The sequence below is a fragment of the Massilia solisilvae genome, from assembly GCF_024753215.1.
GTDB classification, from domain to species: domain Bacteria; phylum Pseudomonadota; class Gammaproteobacteria; order Burkholderiales; family Burkholderiaceae_D; genus Telluria; species Telluria solisilvae.
Genome location: NZ_JANUGV010000001.1, coordinates 1,594,941 through 1,609,269, shown reverse-complemented (window position 1 = coordinate 1,609,269; position 14,329 = coordinate 1,594,941). Strand labels below are relative to the sequence as shown.

Below are 14,329 nucleotides of genomic sequence, written 5' to 3'. Positions count from 1 at the left end.
ACACACGATAATTACAACAAGAGACACCACATGACAGCCGTATCCTCTCCACCCGAGGAGCCACTCCTCGACGTCCTGATCGTCGGCGCCGGCCTGTCCGGCATCGGCGCGGCGGTTCACCTGCACAAACGCTGTCCGGGCAAGCGTTACGCGATCCTCGAAGCGCGCGACGCCATCGGCGGCACCTGGGACCTGTTCCGCTATCCGGGCATCCGCTCCGACTCGGACATGTACACGCTCGGCTACGCGTTCAAGCCCTGGCTGGCGTCCAAGGCGATTGCAGACGGGCCGTCGATACTGAACTACGTGCGCGAGACCGCGCGCGAATACGGCGTCGCCAAGCACATCCGCTTCGGCCACAAGGTGGTTGCCGCGAGCTGGTCGAGCGCGGACGCCTGCTGGAGCGTCGAGGCGCGCGACAGCAAGACCGGCGAAAGCAGGCTGCTGCGCACTCGCTTTCTCTACATGTGCAGCGGCTACTACAGCTACGACAAGGCCTACCGGCCGCAATTCGAAGGCGAAGACAGCTTCGCCGGCACCATCGTGCAGCCGCAGTTCTGGCCGCAGGACCTCGACTACAGCGGCAAGCGCGTGGTCGTCATCGGCAGCGGCGCCACCGCCGTGACCCTGGTGCCCGCGATGGCCGAACGCGCTTCCCACGTGACCATGCTGCAGCGCTCGCCCACCTACGTGGTGTCGCGCCCGTCCGAGTATGAATTCGCCGCGCGCTGGCGCCGCCTGCTGCCGGAGAAGCTCGCCTATGCGGTCACCCGCTGGCGCGTGATCGCCGAGAGCATGTTCCTGTACCGGATGGCGCGCAAGTATCCGGAGGAGGTCAAGCGCCGCATCGTCGCGCTGGCGCGCAAGGACCTGGGCCGCGACTACGACGTGGCAACCCACTTCACCCCGCGCTACAAGCCTTGGGACCAGCGCGTGTGCGTGGTCCCGGACGGCGACATGTTCCGCGCAATCCGCGAGGGCCGCGCCTCGGTCGTCACCGACACCATCGAACGCTTCACGCCAACCGGCATCCGCCTCGCCTGTGGCCAGGAGCTCGCGGCGGACATCGTGGTGATGGCCACCGGCCTGCAGCTGAACGTGCTGGGCGACGCCGCCATCAGCATCGACGGCCAGCCGTTCAAGCCCGGCCAGGCGCTGTCGTACAAGGGCATGATGCTGTCGGACGTGCCGAACCTGGCGCTCGCTTTCGGCTATACCAACGCATCCTGGACGCTCAAGGCCGACCTGACCGCCGCCTGGGTGTGCCGCCTGCTGCGCTACATGGACCGCCGCAAGCTCGCCATCGCGGTACCTCGGCGCGGCCACGAAGCCGGGGCGCAGCCCTTCGTCAGCTTCACCTCCGGGTACGTGCAGCGCGCGATCGACATGCTGCCCAAGCAGGGCGACCGCAAACCCTGGCAGGTGTACCAGAACTACCTGCAGGACCTCTTGATGATCCGCTTCGGCCGCCTGGCCGACGGCGTCATGCACTTTGGACGGAAAGGAACCATGCCTTGAAACTGGCCCAACGCGTAGCAGTCATCACCGGCGCGGGCGGCGGCATCGGACGCGCCATCGCCATATCGCTGGCACGGCGCGGATGCCATCTCGCCCTGGCCGACATCGACGAATCGGGGGCGAAGTTCACCGCCTTGCAGGCGCGCGAGTTCGGCGTGCGCGCTACCTGGCACCAGCTCGATGTCGCCAGCCGCGACGCCGTGCGCGCCTTTCCCGACACGGTGCGCGCCGCCCACGGTGGCGTGGATATCCTCATCAACAACGCCGGCGTGGCCCTTGGGGGCATGTTCGAGCAGGTCAGCGAGGAAGACTTCGACTGGCTCATGGAGATCAACTTCCATGGCGTGGTGCGCATGACCCGTGCCTTCCTGCCGGTCCTGAAAGGCAGCCAGCAGGCACGCATCGTCAACCTGTCCAGCATCTACGGCATCATTTCGCCCCCCGGCCAGGCGGCCTACTCGGCCAGCAAGTTCGCGGTGCGCGGCTTTTCCAATGCGCTGCGCCACGAACTGGCCGGCACCAACGTCGGCGTGACGGTTGTGCACCCGGGCGGGGTCAACACGGCGATCGCGCAGAACGCGCGCCTTCCGGCGGGTGCGCCGCCCGCGGAAGTGGAACGCGGCCGCAAGATCGCACAGGCGATGCTGCGCATGCCGGCCGACCAGGCCGGCGAAATCATCGTCCAGGGCATCGAACGCGATCGCGCTCGCATCCTGGTCGGAAACGATGCGAAAATCGTGTCGCTGCTGGAGCGCTTTGCACCGGTGAGCTACTGGAACCTTCTCAGGAAAGCGATCAGGGCATGACCACACACCTGCTGCTCTTCGTTGCCGGCGCCATTGCGCTGGTGCTGGCGGCCAGCGCGCTGTTCACCTGGCGCACGGCCAAAAGGATCGAGGCCTACCTGCGCCCGGCCGGCCGCTTCATCGACGTGCCCGGTGCGCGCCTGCATGTGCGCGAAGCCGGCAACGGGCCGCCACTGTTGATGATCCACGGCCTGGCCGGCCAGATGGCGCACTTCAGCTACGCGCTGCTTGACCGGCTGGCTGCGGACTACCGCGTCATCATGGTCGACCGCCCCGGCTCCGGCTACTCCACGCGCGACGCCGCAGCGAGTGCAAGCGCAAGCGCGCAGGCCAACGCGATCTCCGCGCTGATCGACACGCTCGAGCTTGACCGGCCGCTGGTGGTCGGCCATTCGTTCGGCGGCACCGTGGCGCTGACGCTGGCGCTCGACCACCCGGACCAGGTTGGTGCGCTGGCGCTGATCGCCCCGCTGACCCACGCGCCTGACGACGTGCCGCCCGCGTTCAAGGGGCTCACCATCCGCTCGGCGCTGGCGCGCAAGTTCGTCGCCTGGACGCTCGCCACGCCCATGTCGATCGCAAAGAGCGCGCGCCTGCTGGCCGACGTGTTCGGCCCAGAGGCGGTGCCGGCCGACTTCGCCACCCGCGGCGGCGGCCTGCTCAGCCTGCGCCCGGGCGCCTTCCTGTCCTCGTCGGCCGACCTGCTGGCGCTCGAGCACACGCTGCCGGCGCTGGGAGCGCGCTACAGCCAGCTGCGCTTGCCGGTGCGCGTGCTGTACGGCCTGAACGACAAGATCCTCGACTGGCGCGACAACGGCCAGGCGCTGGTCGACAAGGTGCCGGGGGCCACCCTCAGCCTGCTCGATGCCGGCCACATGCTGCCGATCACCCAGCCCGAGGCGACCGCCCAGTTCATTCGCGAGGCCGCGGTCGCGCAATACGGCGCCGCGGCCCGGCAGGCGCTGCGCTAAGCCGGCCAGCTCGCTCAGCCCTTGCGGCCGTGCCTTTCGGAGATGCGCGCCGAGCTGCGCGGCACCGCCCGCTCGTTCTCGCGGTCGCGCTCGCCCTGCGCCGAGCCCGGCGGCCCAACCGGAGCCGACTGGCGGTTGCTCTGGCTGGCGCCGCCGATGCCACCCATGCCAATCTGCAATTCGCCCGCGTGCTCTGGCCGGAATCCCTGCGTGCCGGCGTCGCCCGCCAGCAGGTCATCCGTGCGCGTGTCCGACTGCAGCGATCCGCCCTGCCCGCCTGCGGCGCCACCCAAGTCTCCCGTGCCGCCAGGGCCGACGCTGCCGGCGCTGCTGGTGCCATCGTGCGTGATCTGGTCGAAAGGCCGTCCCGGCTTGTCCTTGCGTTCGTTTCCAGTTGCCATGATCTCCTCCTTGTCTCGGTTGCATTGTGGGATATGCGTCCGGCGGGCCGCCCCACAAGGGCCGGGCAGCCCGCTGATCTGCTAAAATAGCGGGCATTTTTCGTGGCACAGCCGGAGTCTCTGAGTTCAATGCGCGTCAAGTTCTTGCGCCGCGCCGCATGCGGCATCGTCCCGCTGCTGCTGGCCTGCTCGATCGCGACTGCCGCCCCCGACAGCGTACTGCGCCCATGGCCGGCGAAGCTGGCGGCGGCGCCGCTGGCCCTGACCGACCTGAACGGAAAGCAATGGAACCTGGCCGACTTGCGCGGCAAGGTGGTGGTGCTGAACTTCTGGGCCGGCTGGTGCGGGCCGTGCATTGAAGAAGTACCCGTGCTGAACACGATTGCGGCCACATCCGGCGACCGGCTGGTCGTGCTCGGCGTCAACTACAAAGAGCCCAGCTGGACAGTCGAACGCTTTTCGCGCGAACACCAGTTCGGCTACCCGGCGCTACTGGACAAGACCGGCGAGCATTTCAAGCGCTGGACCGGCGGCGTGATGCCGACCACCGTGCTGATCGGCCGCGACGGCAAGCCGCGCTGGCGCGTGATCGGTGCGATCGCCCCGAACGACAAGCGGGTGCGCGAGGCGCTTGACCAGATGCTCGCGCAATAAAAACAACCAAAAACAGGGAAAGGTTAAACCATGCAAGACTCAAGCAATATGACCCGCCGCGCAGTGCTCAAGGCCGCCTCCGGCGCGATGCTGTTCGGCGCGCTGCCGACCACACTGCTGGCCAAGGAAGCCGCGCGCCGCTTCGAGCCGCGCCCGGGCGACTGGCGTACTTTCGAAGTCGTCACCCGCGTCGAGCTCACGCACGGCACCGCGCCCTCCACCGTGTGGGTGCCGCTGCCGTCGATCGACACCGACTGGCAGCGTTCGCTGTCGAACAACTGGTCCGGCAACGCCACCGCAATGCGCTTGGCGGCCGACCCGCGCTTTGGCGCGCGCTACCTCGTCGCCGAATTCGACGGCAGCAGCAAGCCGGTGCTCGAAGTGGCCAGCCGCGTGCAGACGCGCGACCGCGCGCAAGACTGGAAGGCCGCGCCCGGCGCGACCGAATCGGCCGCCGACCTGCGCATGTGGCTGCAGCCGACCGACCTGATGCCCACCGACGGCATCGTGCGCAAGACGGCGCGCCAGATCGTGGCGGGCGCCCGCGGCGATGACGAAAAGGTCCAGCGCATCTACGACTGGATCGTGCTGAACACCTTCCGCGAGCCCAAGGTGCGCGGCTGCGGCACCGGCGACATCAAGACGATGCTCGAAACCGGCAACTTCGGCGGCAAGTGCGGTGACATCAACGGTCTGTTCGTCGGCCTGTGCCGCGCCGCCGGCGTGCCCGCGCGCGACGTGTACGGCTTGCGCGTGGCGCCGTCCGCGTTCGGCTACAAGCAACTGGGCGGCAACAGCGCCGCGCTGCAGGGCGCGCAGCACTGCCGCGCCGAGGTGTACCTGAAGAAGCACGGCTGGGTTGCAATGGACCCGGCGGACGTGGGCAAGGTGATGCGCCTGGAAACCGACACCTGGATCAAGGACCCGGACAACGCGCTGGTCGCGCCGGTCAAGGCCGGCCTGTTCGGCGGCTGGGAAGGCAACTGGATGGGCTACAACTTCGCGCACGACGTGAAGCTGCAAGGCGCGCATGGCGCCAAGCTCGGCTTCCTGATGTACCCGCAGGCCCAGACCGGTGGCGAAGCCTACGACCCGCTCGACCCGGACTCGTTCAAGTACACCATCACCGCCCGCGAAATCAAGGCGTAAATCAGCATGAACCTGCAAGCGGCACCGGCCAAAGCGGCACCCTCGCGCGAGCATCTCGGCCTGCGGCTGATGGGACTCGCGGTGGTCTCGACCCTGCTCGCCTCCACCTGCTGCGTGCTGCCGCTGGTGCTGGTGCTGCTGGGCGTGACGGGCGCGTGGATGGCCAACCTGGTCGCGCTCAAGCCGGTCACGCCGCTGTTCATCGCGCTGGCGCTTGGCGCGATGGGCTGGGCCGGCTACCTGGTGCTGCGTCCCGCCGGCGAATGCGGCACCGACGCCTGCGCCACCACGCGGCCGGCCACGCGCCGCATCTTCATCGCCTGCGCCGTGTTTGTCGCGCTGCTGCTGGGCTTTCCGCTGATCGCACCACTTTTCTACTGACCCGAACCATGAAGGCCAAACTGCTTATCGCTGCCCTCCTGCTCATGCCCGGCCTCGCGCTGGCCAAGCAGCAGACCGTTTCGCTGAATATCCCCACCATGGACTGCGCCACCTGCCCGATCACGATCAAGGCATCGCTGAACAAGGTGCCTGGCGTGTCCAAGGTGAAGGTGAGCTACGAGCGGCGCGAAGCCGTGATCGTGTACGACGACAGCAAGGCGACCGTGGACGACCTGAAGAAGGCGACCGAGGACGCGGGCTACCCGTCGATGCTCAAAGCTCCGGCAAGATAACCACGAACGGTCCCCGTAGGGTGGGCAGGTTCCCTGCCCACGCGTCCAACAAGGGCAGGCATCACGACGGCGCGCGCCCCGGCTGAACGCGTGGGCGGAAACCCGCCCACCCTACGCTCACTTCGTGACCGCGATCGTGGTGCGGTGCCCCTTCTTGAACGTGTACAGGGTCAGCGTCCCGTCGCGGATGTCGCCGCGCGCATCGAAGGCGATGGTGCCGGTAATGCCCTTGTGTTCGATCTTCGCCAGCACCGGCAGATACTTGGCCGGCTCGGCCGAACCGGCCTTCACCATCGCATCCACAATCGTCATGATCGAGTCGTACACGTAGGGCGCGTAGATCTGCACGTCGATGCCGAAGCGCTTCTTGTAGCCGGCATTGAACTTCTCGAGCGCGGTCTTGGCCGAATCCTCGATGCCACCCGCCTCGGCGCACACGACCTGGCCGTCCGACATCGCACCTTGCGCCAGCGTGCCGATTTCGTCCGAACAGATGCCGTCGCCGCCCATCAGGCGCAAATTGCCCATGCCGAGCGCCTTCATCTGGTGCAGCATCGGCCCGGCCACCGCGCTCATCCCGCCAAAAAAGATCATGTCCGGGCGCGAAGCGCGAATCTTGGTGAGAATCGCGCCGAACTCGGTGGCCTTGTCGTTGGTGAACTCCTTGGTCACGACAAGGCCACCCGCTTCCTGCAACCCCTTGACGAATTCGGTAGCGATGCCCTGGCCGTACGCGGTGCGGTCATCGATCAGCGCCACGCGCTTGACGCCCATGTTCTTCACCGCGTAGCGCCCCAGCGTGCGGCCGAGCTGCTTGTCGTTTACCACGACGCGAAACGCGGTATTGAAGCCTTGTTCGGTGTACTTCGGGCTGGTGGTGGCGGCCGAGATTTCCGGAATGCCGGCATCGTGGTAAATCTTCGACGCCGGGATCGTGGTGCCCGAGGTCTCGTGGCCGATGACCGCGTTGACCCTGGCATCGACCAGCTTTTGCGCGACCACGGTGGCGTTGCGCGGCTCGCCCGCATCGTCCTCTGCCATCAGCACGAACTTGACCTTCTTGCCGCCGATGGTCACGCCCTTCGCGTTCAGTTCGTCGATGGCGATGCGCGCGCCGTTCTCGTTGTCCTTGCCGAAGTACGACAGCGGCCCCGACACGGCGGCGACGTGGCCGATCTTGACCACTTGCTGCTGGGCCTGCGCGCCCCCCGCGGCGAGGGTGAGTGCGACGGCGGATACAAAAACTTTACGACGAATGACCATGGTTGCTCCAGACGGCTGATGAATCGAACCGTCGAGTATAGGCGATGCGCAGGGGCGCCAGAAGTATCGATTGGCAATATCGAAAGACGCGCCTGCTATAAAGCAACAGCCGTATTTACCGGATCACGCCCACGCTCGCACGCTGCCCGTTCCTGAATGTGTACAGCGTCAGCGTGCCGTTGCGGATGTCGCCGTGCTGGTCGAACGCGATCGCGCCGGTGATGCCCTGGTGTTCGATTTTCGCCAGCACCCGCAGGTAGCGCGCGGGCTGCGCCGAGCCCGCCTTCTCCATGGCGGCGGCAAGCGTCATCACCGAGTCGTACACGTAGGGCGAATAGATCAGGCTGTCGATGCCGTAGCGCTTGCGGTACGCCGCGCGAAAGCGCTGCAAGCCGGCCTGCTGCGCGTCCTCCACGCCGCCCGAGCCGGCGCACATCACCTGCCCCTCTCCCATCGCGCCTTGCGCCAGGCTGGTCATCTCGTCCGTGCAGATGCCGTCGCCGCCCATGAAGCGTACGCTGCCCATGCCGAGCAACTTCATCTGCCGCAGCATCGGCGCCGCCACCGGGGTCATGCCGCCAAAGAACACCATGTCGGGCCGCGCGGCGCGGATCTTCGTGAGGATGGCGCTGAACTCGGTGGCTTTGTCGTTGGTGAACTCCCGGGCCACGACCGTACCGCCGGCTTCCTGGAAGCCCTTGAGGAATTCGGTCGCCACGCCCTGGCCGTACGCGGTGCGGTCATCGATCAGCGCCAGGCGCTTCACGCCCATGTTCTTGCCCGCATAACGTCCCAGTGCGCGCCCCAGCTGCTTGTCGTTGTTCACGGTGCGAAAGGTGGTGCTGAAGCCCTGCTCGGTGTACTTCGGGCTCGTGGCCGAGGTCGAGATTTGCGGTATGCCGGCATCGAAATAGATCCGGGAAGCCGGGATGCTGGTGCCCGAGGTCTCGTGCCCGATCACCGCGTTCACCTTTGCATCCACCAGCTTTTGCGCCACCGTGGTTGCGATGCGCGGCTCGCTGGCGTCGTCCTCCACCAGCAGCTCGAAGCGCGCCTTGCGAGCGCCGATCGTCACGCCGCGCGCGTTGAGCTCGTCGATGGCCATGCGCGCGCCGTTTTCGTCGTCCTTGCCGAAATGCGACAACGGGCCGGTCAGCGCGTCGGCCAGGCCGATGCGGACCAGCAGCGGCTCGGCGGCATGCGCGGCCACCTGCGCAGCCAGCAAAACGGCGGACACGATGAGTTTGCGGCAGGCAGGCATCTTGATCCCAATGCAGAGTCGATTGAGCTGTCGAGTATAGGCAATTGCCAACCGGCCAACAAGAACGGTCGCTTGACGCGTGCGTCACGACAGTGCAACCTGCAGGCAAAATTGGAGAATCAATAACATCCCGGAGTAAACATGCGTGTCGCCACCTTCAACGTCAACGGCATCGGCAGCCGCCTGCCCGCCCTGCTGCAATGGCTGGACGAAACCCAGCCCGACGTGGCCTGCCTGCAGGAGCTCAAGGCGCCGCAGGAGAAGTTCCCGCTGGACGCGATCCGCGAGGCCGGCTACGGCGCGATCTGGCATGGCCAGAAGAGCTGGAACGGCGTGGCGATCCTGGCGCGCGGCTGCCAGCCGCAGGAGGCGGGACGCGGCCTGCCGGGCGACCCGTCCGACGAACAGAGCCGCTACATCGAGGCGATCGTGAACGGCATCCGCATCGCCTGCCTCTACCTGCCCAACGGGAACCCGGCGCCCGGTCCCAAGTTCGACTACAAGCTGGCCTGGTTCGAACGCCTGATCGCGCGCGGCGCCGAGCTGATCGCCAGCGGCGAGAAGGTGATCCTGGCCGGCGACTTCAACGTGATGCCCACCGAACTGGACGTGTACAAGCCCGAGCGCTGGGTAAACGACGCCCTGTTCCGGCCCGAGACGCGCGCCGCCTTCCGTCGCCTGGTGGACCAGGGCTGGACCGACGCCCTGCGCACCATGCACCCGGACGAAACGATCTACACTTTCTGGGACTACTTCCGCAACGCCTTCGGGCGCGACGCGGGCCTGCGCATCGACCACCTGCTGCTCAGCCCCGCACTGGCCCCCGCGCTGCGCGCTGCCGAGGTGGACCGCCATGTGCGTGCGCGCGAAAAGCCGAGCGACCATGCGCCCACGTGGGTCGAGCTCGACGCCTGACTTTCCGGGCCGGGATGCCGGAACGATTACAATGGCAACCTGCCCGCCAACCATTTGACCGGAACCACCATGAGCGCGATAAAACTCGGCAAGGGAGACGCCCTGATCGTCGTCGACATGCAGTATGACTTCCTGCCCGGCGGCAGCCTGGGCGTGCCGGCAGGGCACGAGGTGATTGCCCCGATCAACCACCTGCTCGCACTGTACAGCGACTGCAAGCTGCCGATCTTTGCCTCGCGCGACTGGCACCCCGCCGACCACTGCTCGTTCCGCGAGCAGGGCGGGCCGTGGCCCCCGCATTGCGTGGCCGGCACCCACGGCGCCGAATTCTCCGCCGAATTGGCCTTCCCCGACGACACCATCGTCATTTCCAAGGCCGACACCGCACAAGCCGACGCCTATTCGGCCTTCAACGGCACGACGCTGGCCAGCCAGCTGCGCGCGCGCGGCGTGACGCGCGTGGCCGTGTGCGGCCTGGCCACCGACTACTGCGTGCTCAACACCGTCACCGACGCGCTGGAAGAAGGCTTCGAGACCCTGATCGTGCCCGAAGCGATGCGCGCCGTGGACGTGCACCCGGGCGACGGCTCACGCGCCATCGACCGCATGGTGGCGCGCGGCGCGGTCGCGGTGCGGCTGGGCGAACATGGCATGACCGCGCTGTCGGTCTCGTAACTCATCACCGGACCTGAAGATGCCCGACCAAGCAGTACCCAACACCGACTACACCCTTTCCCCCGCCGACGCCGCCCTGATCCGCGGCCAGGCCCACCCGTCCGAGCAAGCCGGCATGCTGACCGCGCCGGTGCAGGAACTGATTCACGCGCGCGACTGGCTGCGCATGCTGGCGCCCCGCTCCGTCGGCGGCGCCGAGCTGCCCCTGCCGCAGGCCGTGCGGCTCGAAGAAGCCATTGCCGCCGCCGACGGCAGCACCGGCTGGACCGTCACGCTGTGCGCCGGCGCCGGCTGGTTCGCCGGCTTCCTGCCGCCGGCCTACGCCAGCGAGGTGATGGCCACGCGCGGCCTGTGCCTGGGCGGTAGCGGCGCGCCCTCGGGCCACGCCGACATCGAGGGCGAGGGCTATCGCCTGACCGGCCGCTGGGACTTCGCCACCGGCGCGCCCATGACCACGCACTTCACGATGAACGCGATCCTGCGCCGCGACGGCCAGCCGTTGCTGGACGAGGCGGGTACGCCGCGCATGCGGGCCTTCATCGTGCCCGCATCCGACGTGACGGTGCACGAAAACTGGCACACCATCGGTCAGAAGGCCACGGCATCGCACACCTTCAGCCTGGACGGCGTGTTCGCCGGCGCGCATCAGGCATTCGACCTGACGCCCGAGAGCGCGGTGGCCGACGGCCCGCTGTACCGCTTCCCGTTCCTGTCGCTCGCCTTCGTCACGCTGGGCGCCAACATGGCCGGCATGGCCGCCAACTTCATCGGCCTTGCGCGCGAGGTCATCGGCCAGCGGCGCCACCACGTGACCCGGCAGCCGCTGGCCGAACTGCCGCAGGTGGCCAGCGCACTGGCGGACGGCCCGGCCGAACTGGCACGGCTGCGCGTGCGCTTCTACGCACTGCTGGACCGGATGTGGGACCAGGTGTGCCGCCGCGAGCAGGTGCCAGGCGAGGATATCCGCGCGCTGCACGAGGTGGCGCTGCAGATGGTGCAGGCCGCACGCCGCGCCGTGGACGAGCTGTACCCGCTGTGCGGCCTGTCCGCCTGCGACAGCCGCAGCGAGATCGGCCGCGTATGGCGCGACCTGCACACCGCCACCCAGCACGCCCTGCTGCTGCCGTTTGCCGCCTGAAGCCACCAGATGCTCTCGATCGAACAAGTCCTTGGCTTTCTCACCGCCGCGGTCCTGATCACCCTGTCGCCGGGACCGGACAACATGATGGTGCTTGGCATCGGCATGGCCAAGGGCCGCGCGCGCGGCATGGCCTTTGGCCTGGGCTGCGCGCTCGGCTGCCTGAGCCACACCGTGCTGGCCACGCTCGGCGTGAGTGCGCTGATCGCCGCTTCGCCCGCCGCATTCACGCTGCTCAAGGTGGCCGGCGGCCTGTACCTGGTCTGGCTCGGCCTGCAGGCGCTGCGCAGCCGTGGCGGCGCCAGGGCGGCCACCGTCACCGCCAGCGAGCCGCTGTCCACGCTGTTCGCCAAGGGGCTGCTGGCCAACGCGATCAACCCCAAGGTGGTGCTGTTCTTCCTGTCCTTCCTGCCGCAGTTCGTGGTTGCCGCGCACGGCCATGCCAACCTGCAGACGGCGGCGCTGGGCCTCATCTTCACGGTGCAGGCGGCCCTGCTGTTCGGACTGCTCGGGTTCTTTTCGGGATCGGTTGGCGCATGGCTGGCCAGGCGGCCCAGCGCCGGCATGTGGCTCGACCGCCTGGCCGGCGGCATCTTCGTTGCGCTCGGCCTAAAGCTGCTGGTCGCCCGCTAACACCTGGCTCACCGCCAGCGTCATTGGCGCCGGGTGCTCGCACAACGCGTCCTCGGCATCGCACGCCGCGGCGGCGCACACGGCCACGTTGCGGCCCGCGGCCTTGGCCAGGTACAGCGCGCGGTCGGCGCGGCACAGCAGCGCGGTGATGCTTTCGCCCGGCTCCAGCCGCGCCACGCCGATGCTCACCGTGTATGCCACCACCACGGCGGGCTGCAGCAGCAGCGGCGAATGGGCCAGCGCGTCGCGCAGGCGCTCGGCCACGGCGCTCGCCGTTTCGATCGATGCGTCCGGCAGCAGCACGGCGAACTCCTCACCGCCCAGGCGCGCGCAGCAGTCGGCCTCGCGGATGACGCTCGCGGTGCGCCGTACGATATCCTCCAGCACCCGGTCGCCGACCGCATGGCCGAAGGTGTCGTTGATGCGCTTGAAGTGGTCCACGTCGAACAGCAGCACCGACAGCTCGGCGCCGCTTCGCGTCGCGCGCGCGCGCTCGTGCTCGGCCAGGTTGAAGAACGCGCGCCGCGACCAGGCGCCAGTCAGGTAATCGTGGTCCGCCGCATACCTGGCCCTGGCCACGATGTCGGCATTTGCCATCATCACCGCGCCCAGCGTCAGGAGCGGCATGGCGAGCGTACCGAGCGAAAAGAAGATCAGGGTCCAGGTCGCCGCGTCGAACAGCGGCGCCACGCCCGCATGCTGGGCCAGCGACACGGCCGCCCGCACCGCATGGCCGCTCGCCAGTCCGAACGCCGCCACACTGGTGAACACGTAGGGATAGCGCGCCGGCGCCTTGCCCAGCGCGCGCCTGACCGCCAGCCCGATGGCGAGCGTGGACCCGCCGTGGAACAGCGAGGCCACCACCACGCGCAGCGGGAATGACTCGATCACATAGTGCAAAATGGTGAGCGCGCCCAGCGCAAGCACGGCGCAGGCAGCCAGGGCGCGCGCGCCGGTGGGCACTCCCAGGTGGCTGCGAAAGCCCACCAGCATCGTCGCAATGGCCCACAGGTACAGCCCGTTGGCCAGCTCGATCGAAATCAGGTCGGGCAGCACGCCACGCCCGGCGAACAGCGGCAGCGCCAGCACCGCCAGCCAGTTGGCGCGCGCCCAGCAGCGGATGCCCTTCACCTCGCTGCGCGACAGCGACGACAGGACCAGCAGCATGACGGCCGACATGGCGGCCGTGACAAGAAGGAGGCTCAGTGTGCTCAAGGGAAAACCGGGAGTGCGGTACAGCCGGCTATCTTACACAATAGTTTCTCCGAAACACGAAAAAGTATTAATAGCTCAACTTTATTGCGCAACGCCCCCTGGCCTCAGAAGTACTTCGACAAGTAGTAGGCACCCGAATCGGGCAACACCGCCGCCACCCGCGCCCCATGAAAGCGCGGCAGGACCTCGGCGATGCCGGCCACCACGCAACCGCTCGAGCCACCGGCCAGGATGCCCTCCTCGGTTGCCAGCGCCCGGCACCAGGCGAGCGCCTGGCCGTCCGGCACCTGCACCACGTCGTCCACGACCGCCGGATCGAAACTGCGCGAGGGCGCGCGCTTGCCCACGCCCTCGATCACGGTGTCGAACTCGCCCGCGGCCGGGCGGTCGGTCACCAGCTTGCGATACGACGAGTTGAGCGGCTCCACGCCAATCACGCGCACGTTCGGATTGCGCTCCTTGAGGTAGCGGCCGATGCCGGAAATGGTGCCGCCCGAGCCGATGCCGCACACGAACACGTCGAGCTCGCCACCGAGCTGCCGCCACAGCTCCGGCGCGGTGTCGTGATAGTGCGCCAGCCGATTGAGCTCGGACGCGTACTGGTCCAGGTGAAAGGCGCCGCGCGCGGCCGCGATGCGGCGCGCCACGGCGTGATAATCCCCCTCGCCGCTCTCCTGCGCGCACAGATGAACGCGCGCGCCGTAGGCCCCAATGCGCCGGACCTTTTCGACGCTGGTGCACTCCGGCACCGCAACCTCGCACTCCAGCCCAAGCACGGCACTGGCCATCGCCAGCGCCGCGCCCGTGTTGCCGGACGAGCTCTCGACCAGCCGCGTCGTGCCCTCCGGCATGTGCCGCAACATGTAGCGCACCATCCGATCCTTGATGCTGCCGCCTGGGTTCATGTATTCGAGCTTGGCGACCACGTCGGCAGCCGGAAACAGCCTTTCCAGCCGTACCACCGGCGTATTGCCGATTGCATCCATGACCGATTCCCTGATCTCGTTTTCCATGCGCTCTTCCTCGCAAAGTTTCCACAAGGAAATAACGCTAACA

General features: G+C 67.8%; 16 protein-coding genes. 11 read left to right on the top strand and 5 right to left on the bottom strand.

Annotated elements, in window-relative coordinates; genetic code table 11:
- Nucleotides 1-30: 30 nt before the first annotated feature.
- Genes NX773_RS07250 through NX773_RS07240 form a run of 3 tightly spaced genes read left to right on the top strand, consistent with a single transcriptional unit; the run spans nucleotide 31 to nucleotide 3,295 of the window.
- The gene (locus NX773_RS07250; RefSeq protein WP_258855639.1) at nucleotides 31-1,518 is read left to right on the top strand and encodes a flavin-containing monooxygenase; all 1,488 of its coding nucleotides are present in this window, start codon (nucleotides 31-33) and stop codon (nucleotides 1,516-1,518) included.
- Nucleotides 1,515-2,324: an SDR family NAD(P)-dependent oxidoreductase gene (locus NX773_RS07245; protein WP_258855638.1), complete on the top strand. Its 810-nt coding sequence runs from the start codon at nucleotides 1,515-1,517 to the stop codon at nucleotides 2,322-2,324. Before NX773_RS07250 ends, NX773_RS07245 begins: the two co-directional genes overlap by 4 nt.
- Nucleotides 2,321-3,295: an alpha/beta fold hydrolase gene (locus NX773_RS07240; RefSeq protein WP_258855637.1), complete on the top strand. Its 975-nt coding sequence runs from the start codon at nucleotides 2,321-2,323 to the stop codon at nucleotides 3,293-3,295. Before NX773_RS07245 ends, NX773_RS07240 begins: the two co-directional genes overlap by 4 nt.
- A 14-nt stretch (nucleotides 3,296-3,309) precedes the next feature.
- Here NX773_RS07240 and NX773_RS07235 read toward each other — a convergent pair whose 3' ends face one another.
- Nucleotides 3,310-3,696 (bottom strand): hypothetical protein, encoded by a 387-nt coding sequence (locus NX773_RS07235; RefSeq protein ID WP_258855636.1) that lies wholly within the window; start codon nucleotides 3,694-3,696, stop codon nucleotides 3,310-3,312.
- 129 nt (nucleotides 3,697-3,825) lie between these two features.
- On the opposite strand from NX773_RS07235, the gene NX773_RS07230 reads away from it, so the two are divergent.
- From NX773_RS07230 to merP, 4 genes are read left to right on the top strand one after another with little or no spacing between them, the layout of a single operon-like run.
- Nucleotides 3,826-4,350 (top strand): TlpA family protein disulfide reductase, encoded by a 525-nt coding sequence (locus tag NX773_RS07230; protein WP_258855635.1) that lies wholly within the window; start codon nucleotides 3,826-3,828, stop codon nucleotides 4,348-4,350.
- Between the two features lie 48 nt (nucleotides 4,351-4,398).
- Complete coding sequence (locus tag NX773_RS07225; protein WP_258855634.1) at nucleotides 4,399-5,499, top strand: transglutaminase-like domain-containing protein; 1,101 nt, start codon at nucleotides 4,399-4,401, stop codon at nucleotides 5,497-5,499.
- Nucleotides 5,500-5,505: 6 nt separating this feature from the next.
- Nucleotides 5,506-5,880 carry a mercuric transporter MerT family protein gene (locus NX773_RS07220; protein ID WP_258820244.1) on the top strand — a complete coding sequence of 125 codons (375 nt, stop codon included), beginning with the start codon at nucleotides 5,506-5,508 and terminating at the stop codon, nucleotides 5,878-5,880.
- A gap of 8 nt (nucleotides 5,881-5,888) precedes the next feature.
- Entirely contained in the window at nucleotides 5,889-6,173 is a 285-nt protein-coding gene (gene merP, locus NX773_RS07215; RefSeq protein ID WP_258855633.1) for a mercury resistance system periplasmic binding protein MerP, read from the top strand.
- Nucleotides 6,174-6,290: 117 nt separating this feature from the next.
- On the opposite strand, the gene NX773_RS07210 is transcribed toward merP, so the two are convergent.
- On the bottom strand, nucleotides 6,291-7,436 hold the full coding sequence (locus tag NX773_RS07210; RefSeq protein ID WP_258855632.1) for a branched-chain amino acid ABC transporter substrate-binding protein: 1,146 nt from the start codon (nucleotides 7,434-7,436) through the stop codon (nucleotides 6,291-6,293).
- A 115-nt stretch (nucleotides 7,437-7,551) separates the two neighbouring features.
- Nucleotides 7,552-8,697 carry a branched-chain amino acid ABC transporter substrate-binding protein gene (locus NX773_RS07205; RefSeq protein ID WP_258855631.1) on the bottom strand — a complete coding sequence of 382 codons (1,146 nt, stop codon included), beginning with the start codon at nucleotides 8,695-8,697 and terminating at the stop codon, nucleotides 7,552-7,554.
- Between the two features lie 141 nt (nucleotides 8,698-8,838).
- Here NX773_RS07205 and xth point away from each other — a divergent pair, with 141 nt between their 5' ends.
- From xth to NX773_RS07185, 4 genes are all read left to right on the top strand, one after another.
- Nucleotides 8,839-9,612: an exodeoxyribonuclease III gene (gene xth / locus NX773_RS07200; RefSeq protein WP_258855630.1), complete on the top strand. Its 774-nt coding sequence runs from the start codon at nucleotides 8,839-8,841 to the stop codon at nucleotides 9,610-9,612.
- A gap of 69 nt (nucleotides 9,613-9,681) precedes the next feature.
- Nucleotides 9,682-10,287 carry an isochorismatase family protein gene (locus tag NX773_RS07195; protein ID WP_258855629.1) on the top strand — a complete coding sequence of 202 codons (606 nt, stop codon included), beginning with the start codon at nucleotides 9,682-9,684 and terminating at the stop codon, nucleotides 10,285-10,287.
- Between the two features lie 19 nt (nucleotides 10,288-10,306).
- Complete coding sequence (locus NX773_RS07190) at nucleotides 10,307-11,425, top strand: acyl-CoA dehydrogenase family protein (protein WP_258855628.1); 1,119 nt, start codon at nucleotides 10,307-10,309, stop codon at nucleotides 11,423-11,425.
- Between the two features lie 9 nt (nucleotides 11,426-11,434).
- Nucleotides 11,435-12,058 (top strand): LysE family translocator, encoded by a 624-nt coding sequence (locus NX773_RS07185; protein ID WP_258855627.1) that lies wholly within the window; start codon nucleotides 11,435-11,437, stop codon nucleotides 12,056-12,058.
- On the opposite strand, the gene NX773_RS07180 is transcribed toward NX773_RS07185, so the two are convergent.
- Together NX773_RS07180 and NX773_RS07175 are read right to left on the bottom strand one after the other, a co-directional pair.
- Nucleotides 12,035-13,273 carry a GGDEF domain-containing protein gene (locus NX773_RS07180; RefSeq protein WP_258855626.1) on the bottom strand — a complete coding sequence of 413 codons (1,239 nt, stop codon included), beginning with the start codon at nucleotides 13,271-13,273 and terminating at the stop codon, nucleotides 12,035-12,037. The genes NX773_RS07185 and NX773_RS07180 overlap by 24 nt on opposite strands.
- A gap of 104 nt (nucleotides 13,274-13,377) precedes the next feature.
- Nucleotides 13,378-14,286, bottom strand: a complete 909-nt coding sequence (locus NX773_RS07175) for a PLP-dependent cysteine synthase family protein (RefSeq protein WP_258855625.1) — start codon at nucleotides 14,284-14,286, stop codon at nucleotides 13,378-13,380.
- Between the last annotated feature and the right edge of the window lie 43 nt (nucleotides 14,287-14,329).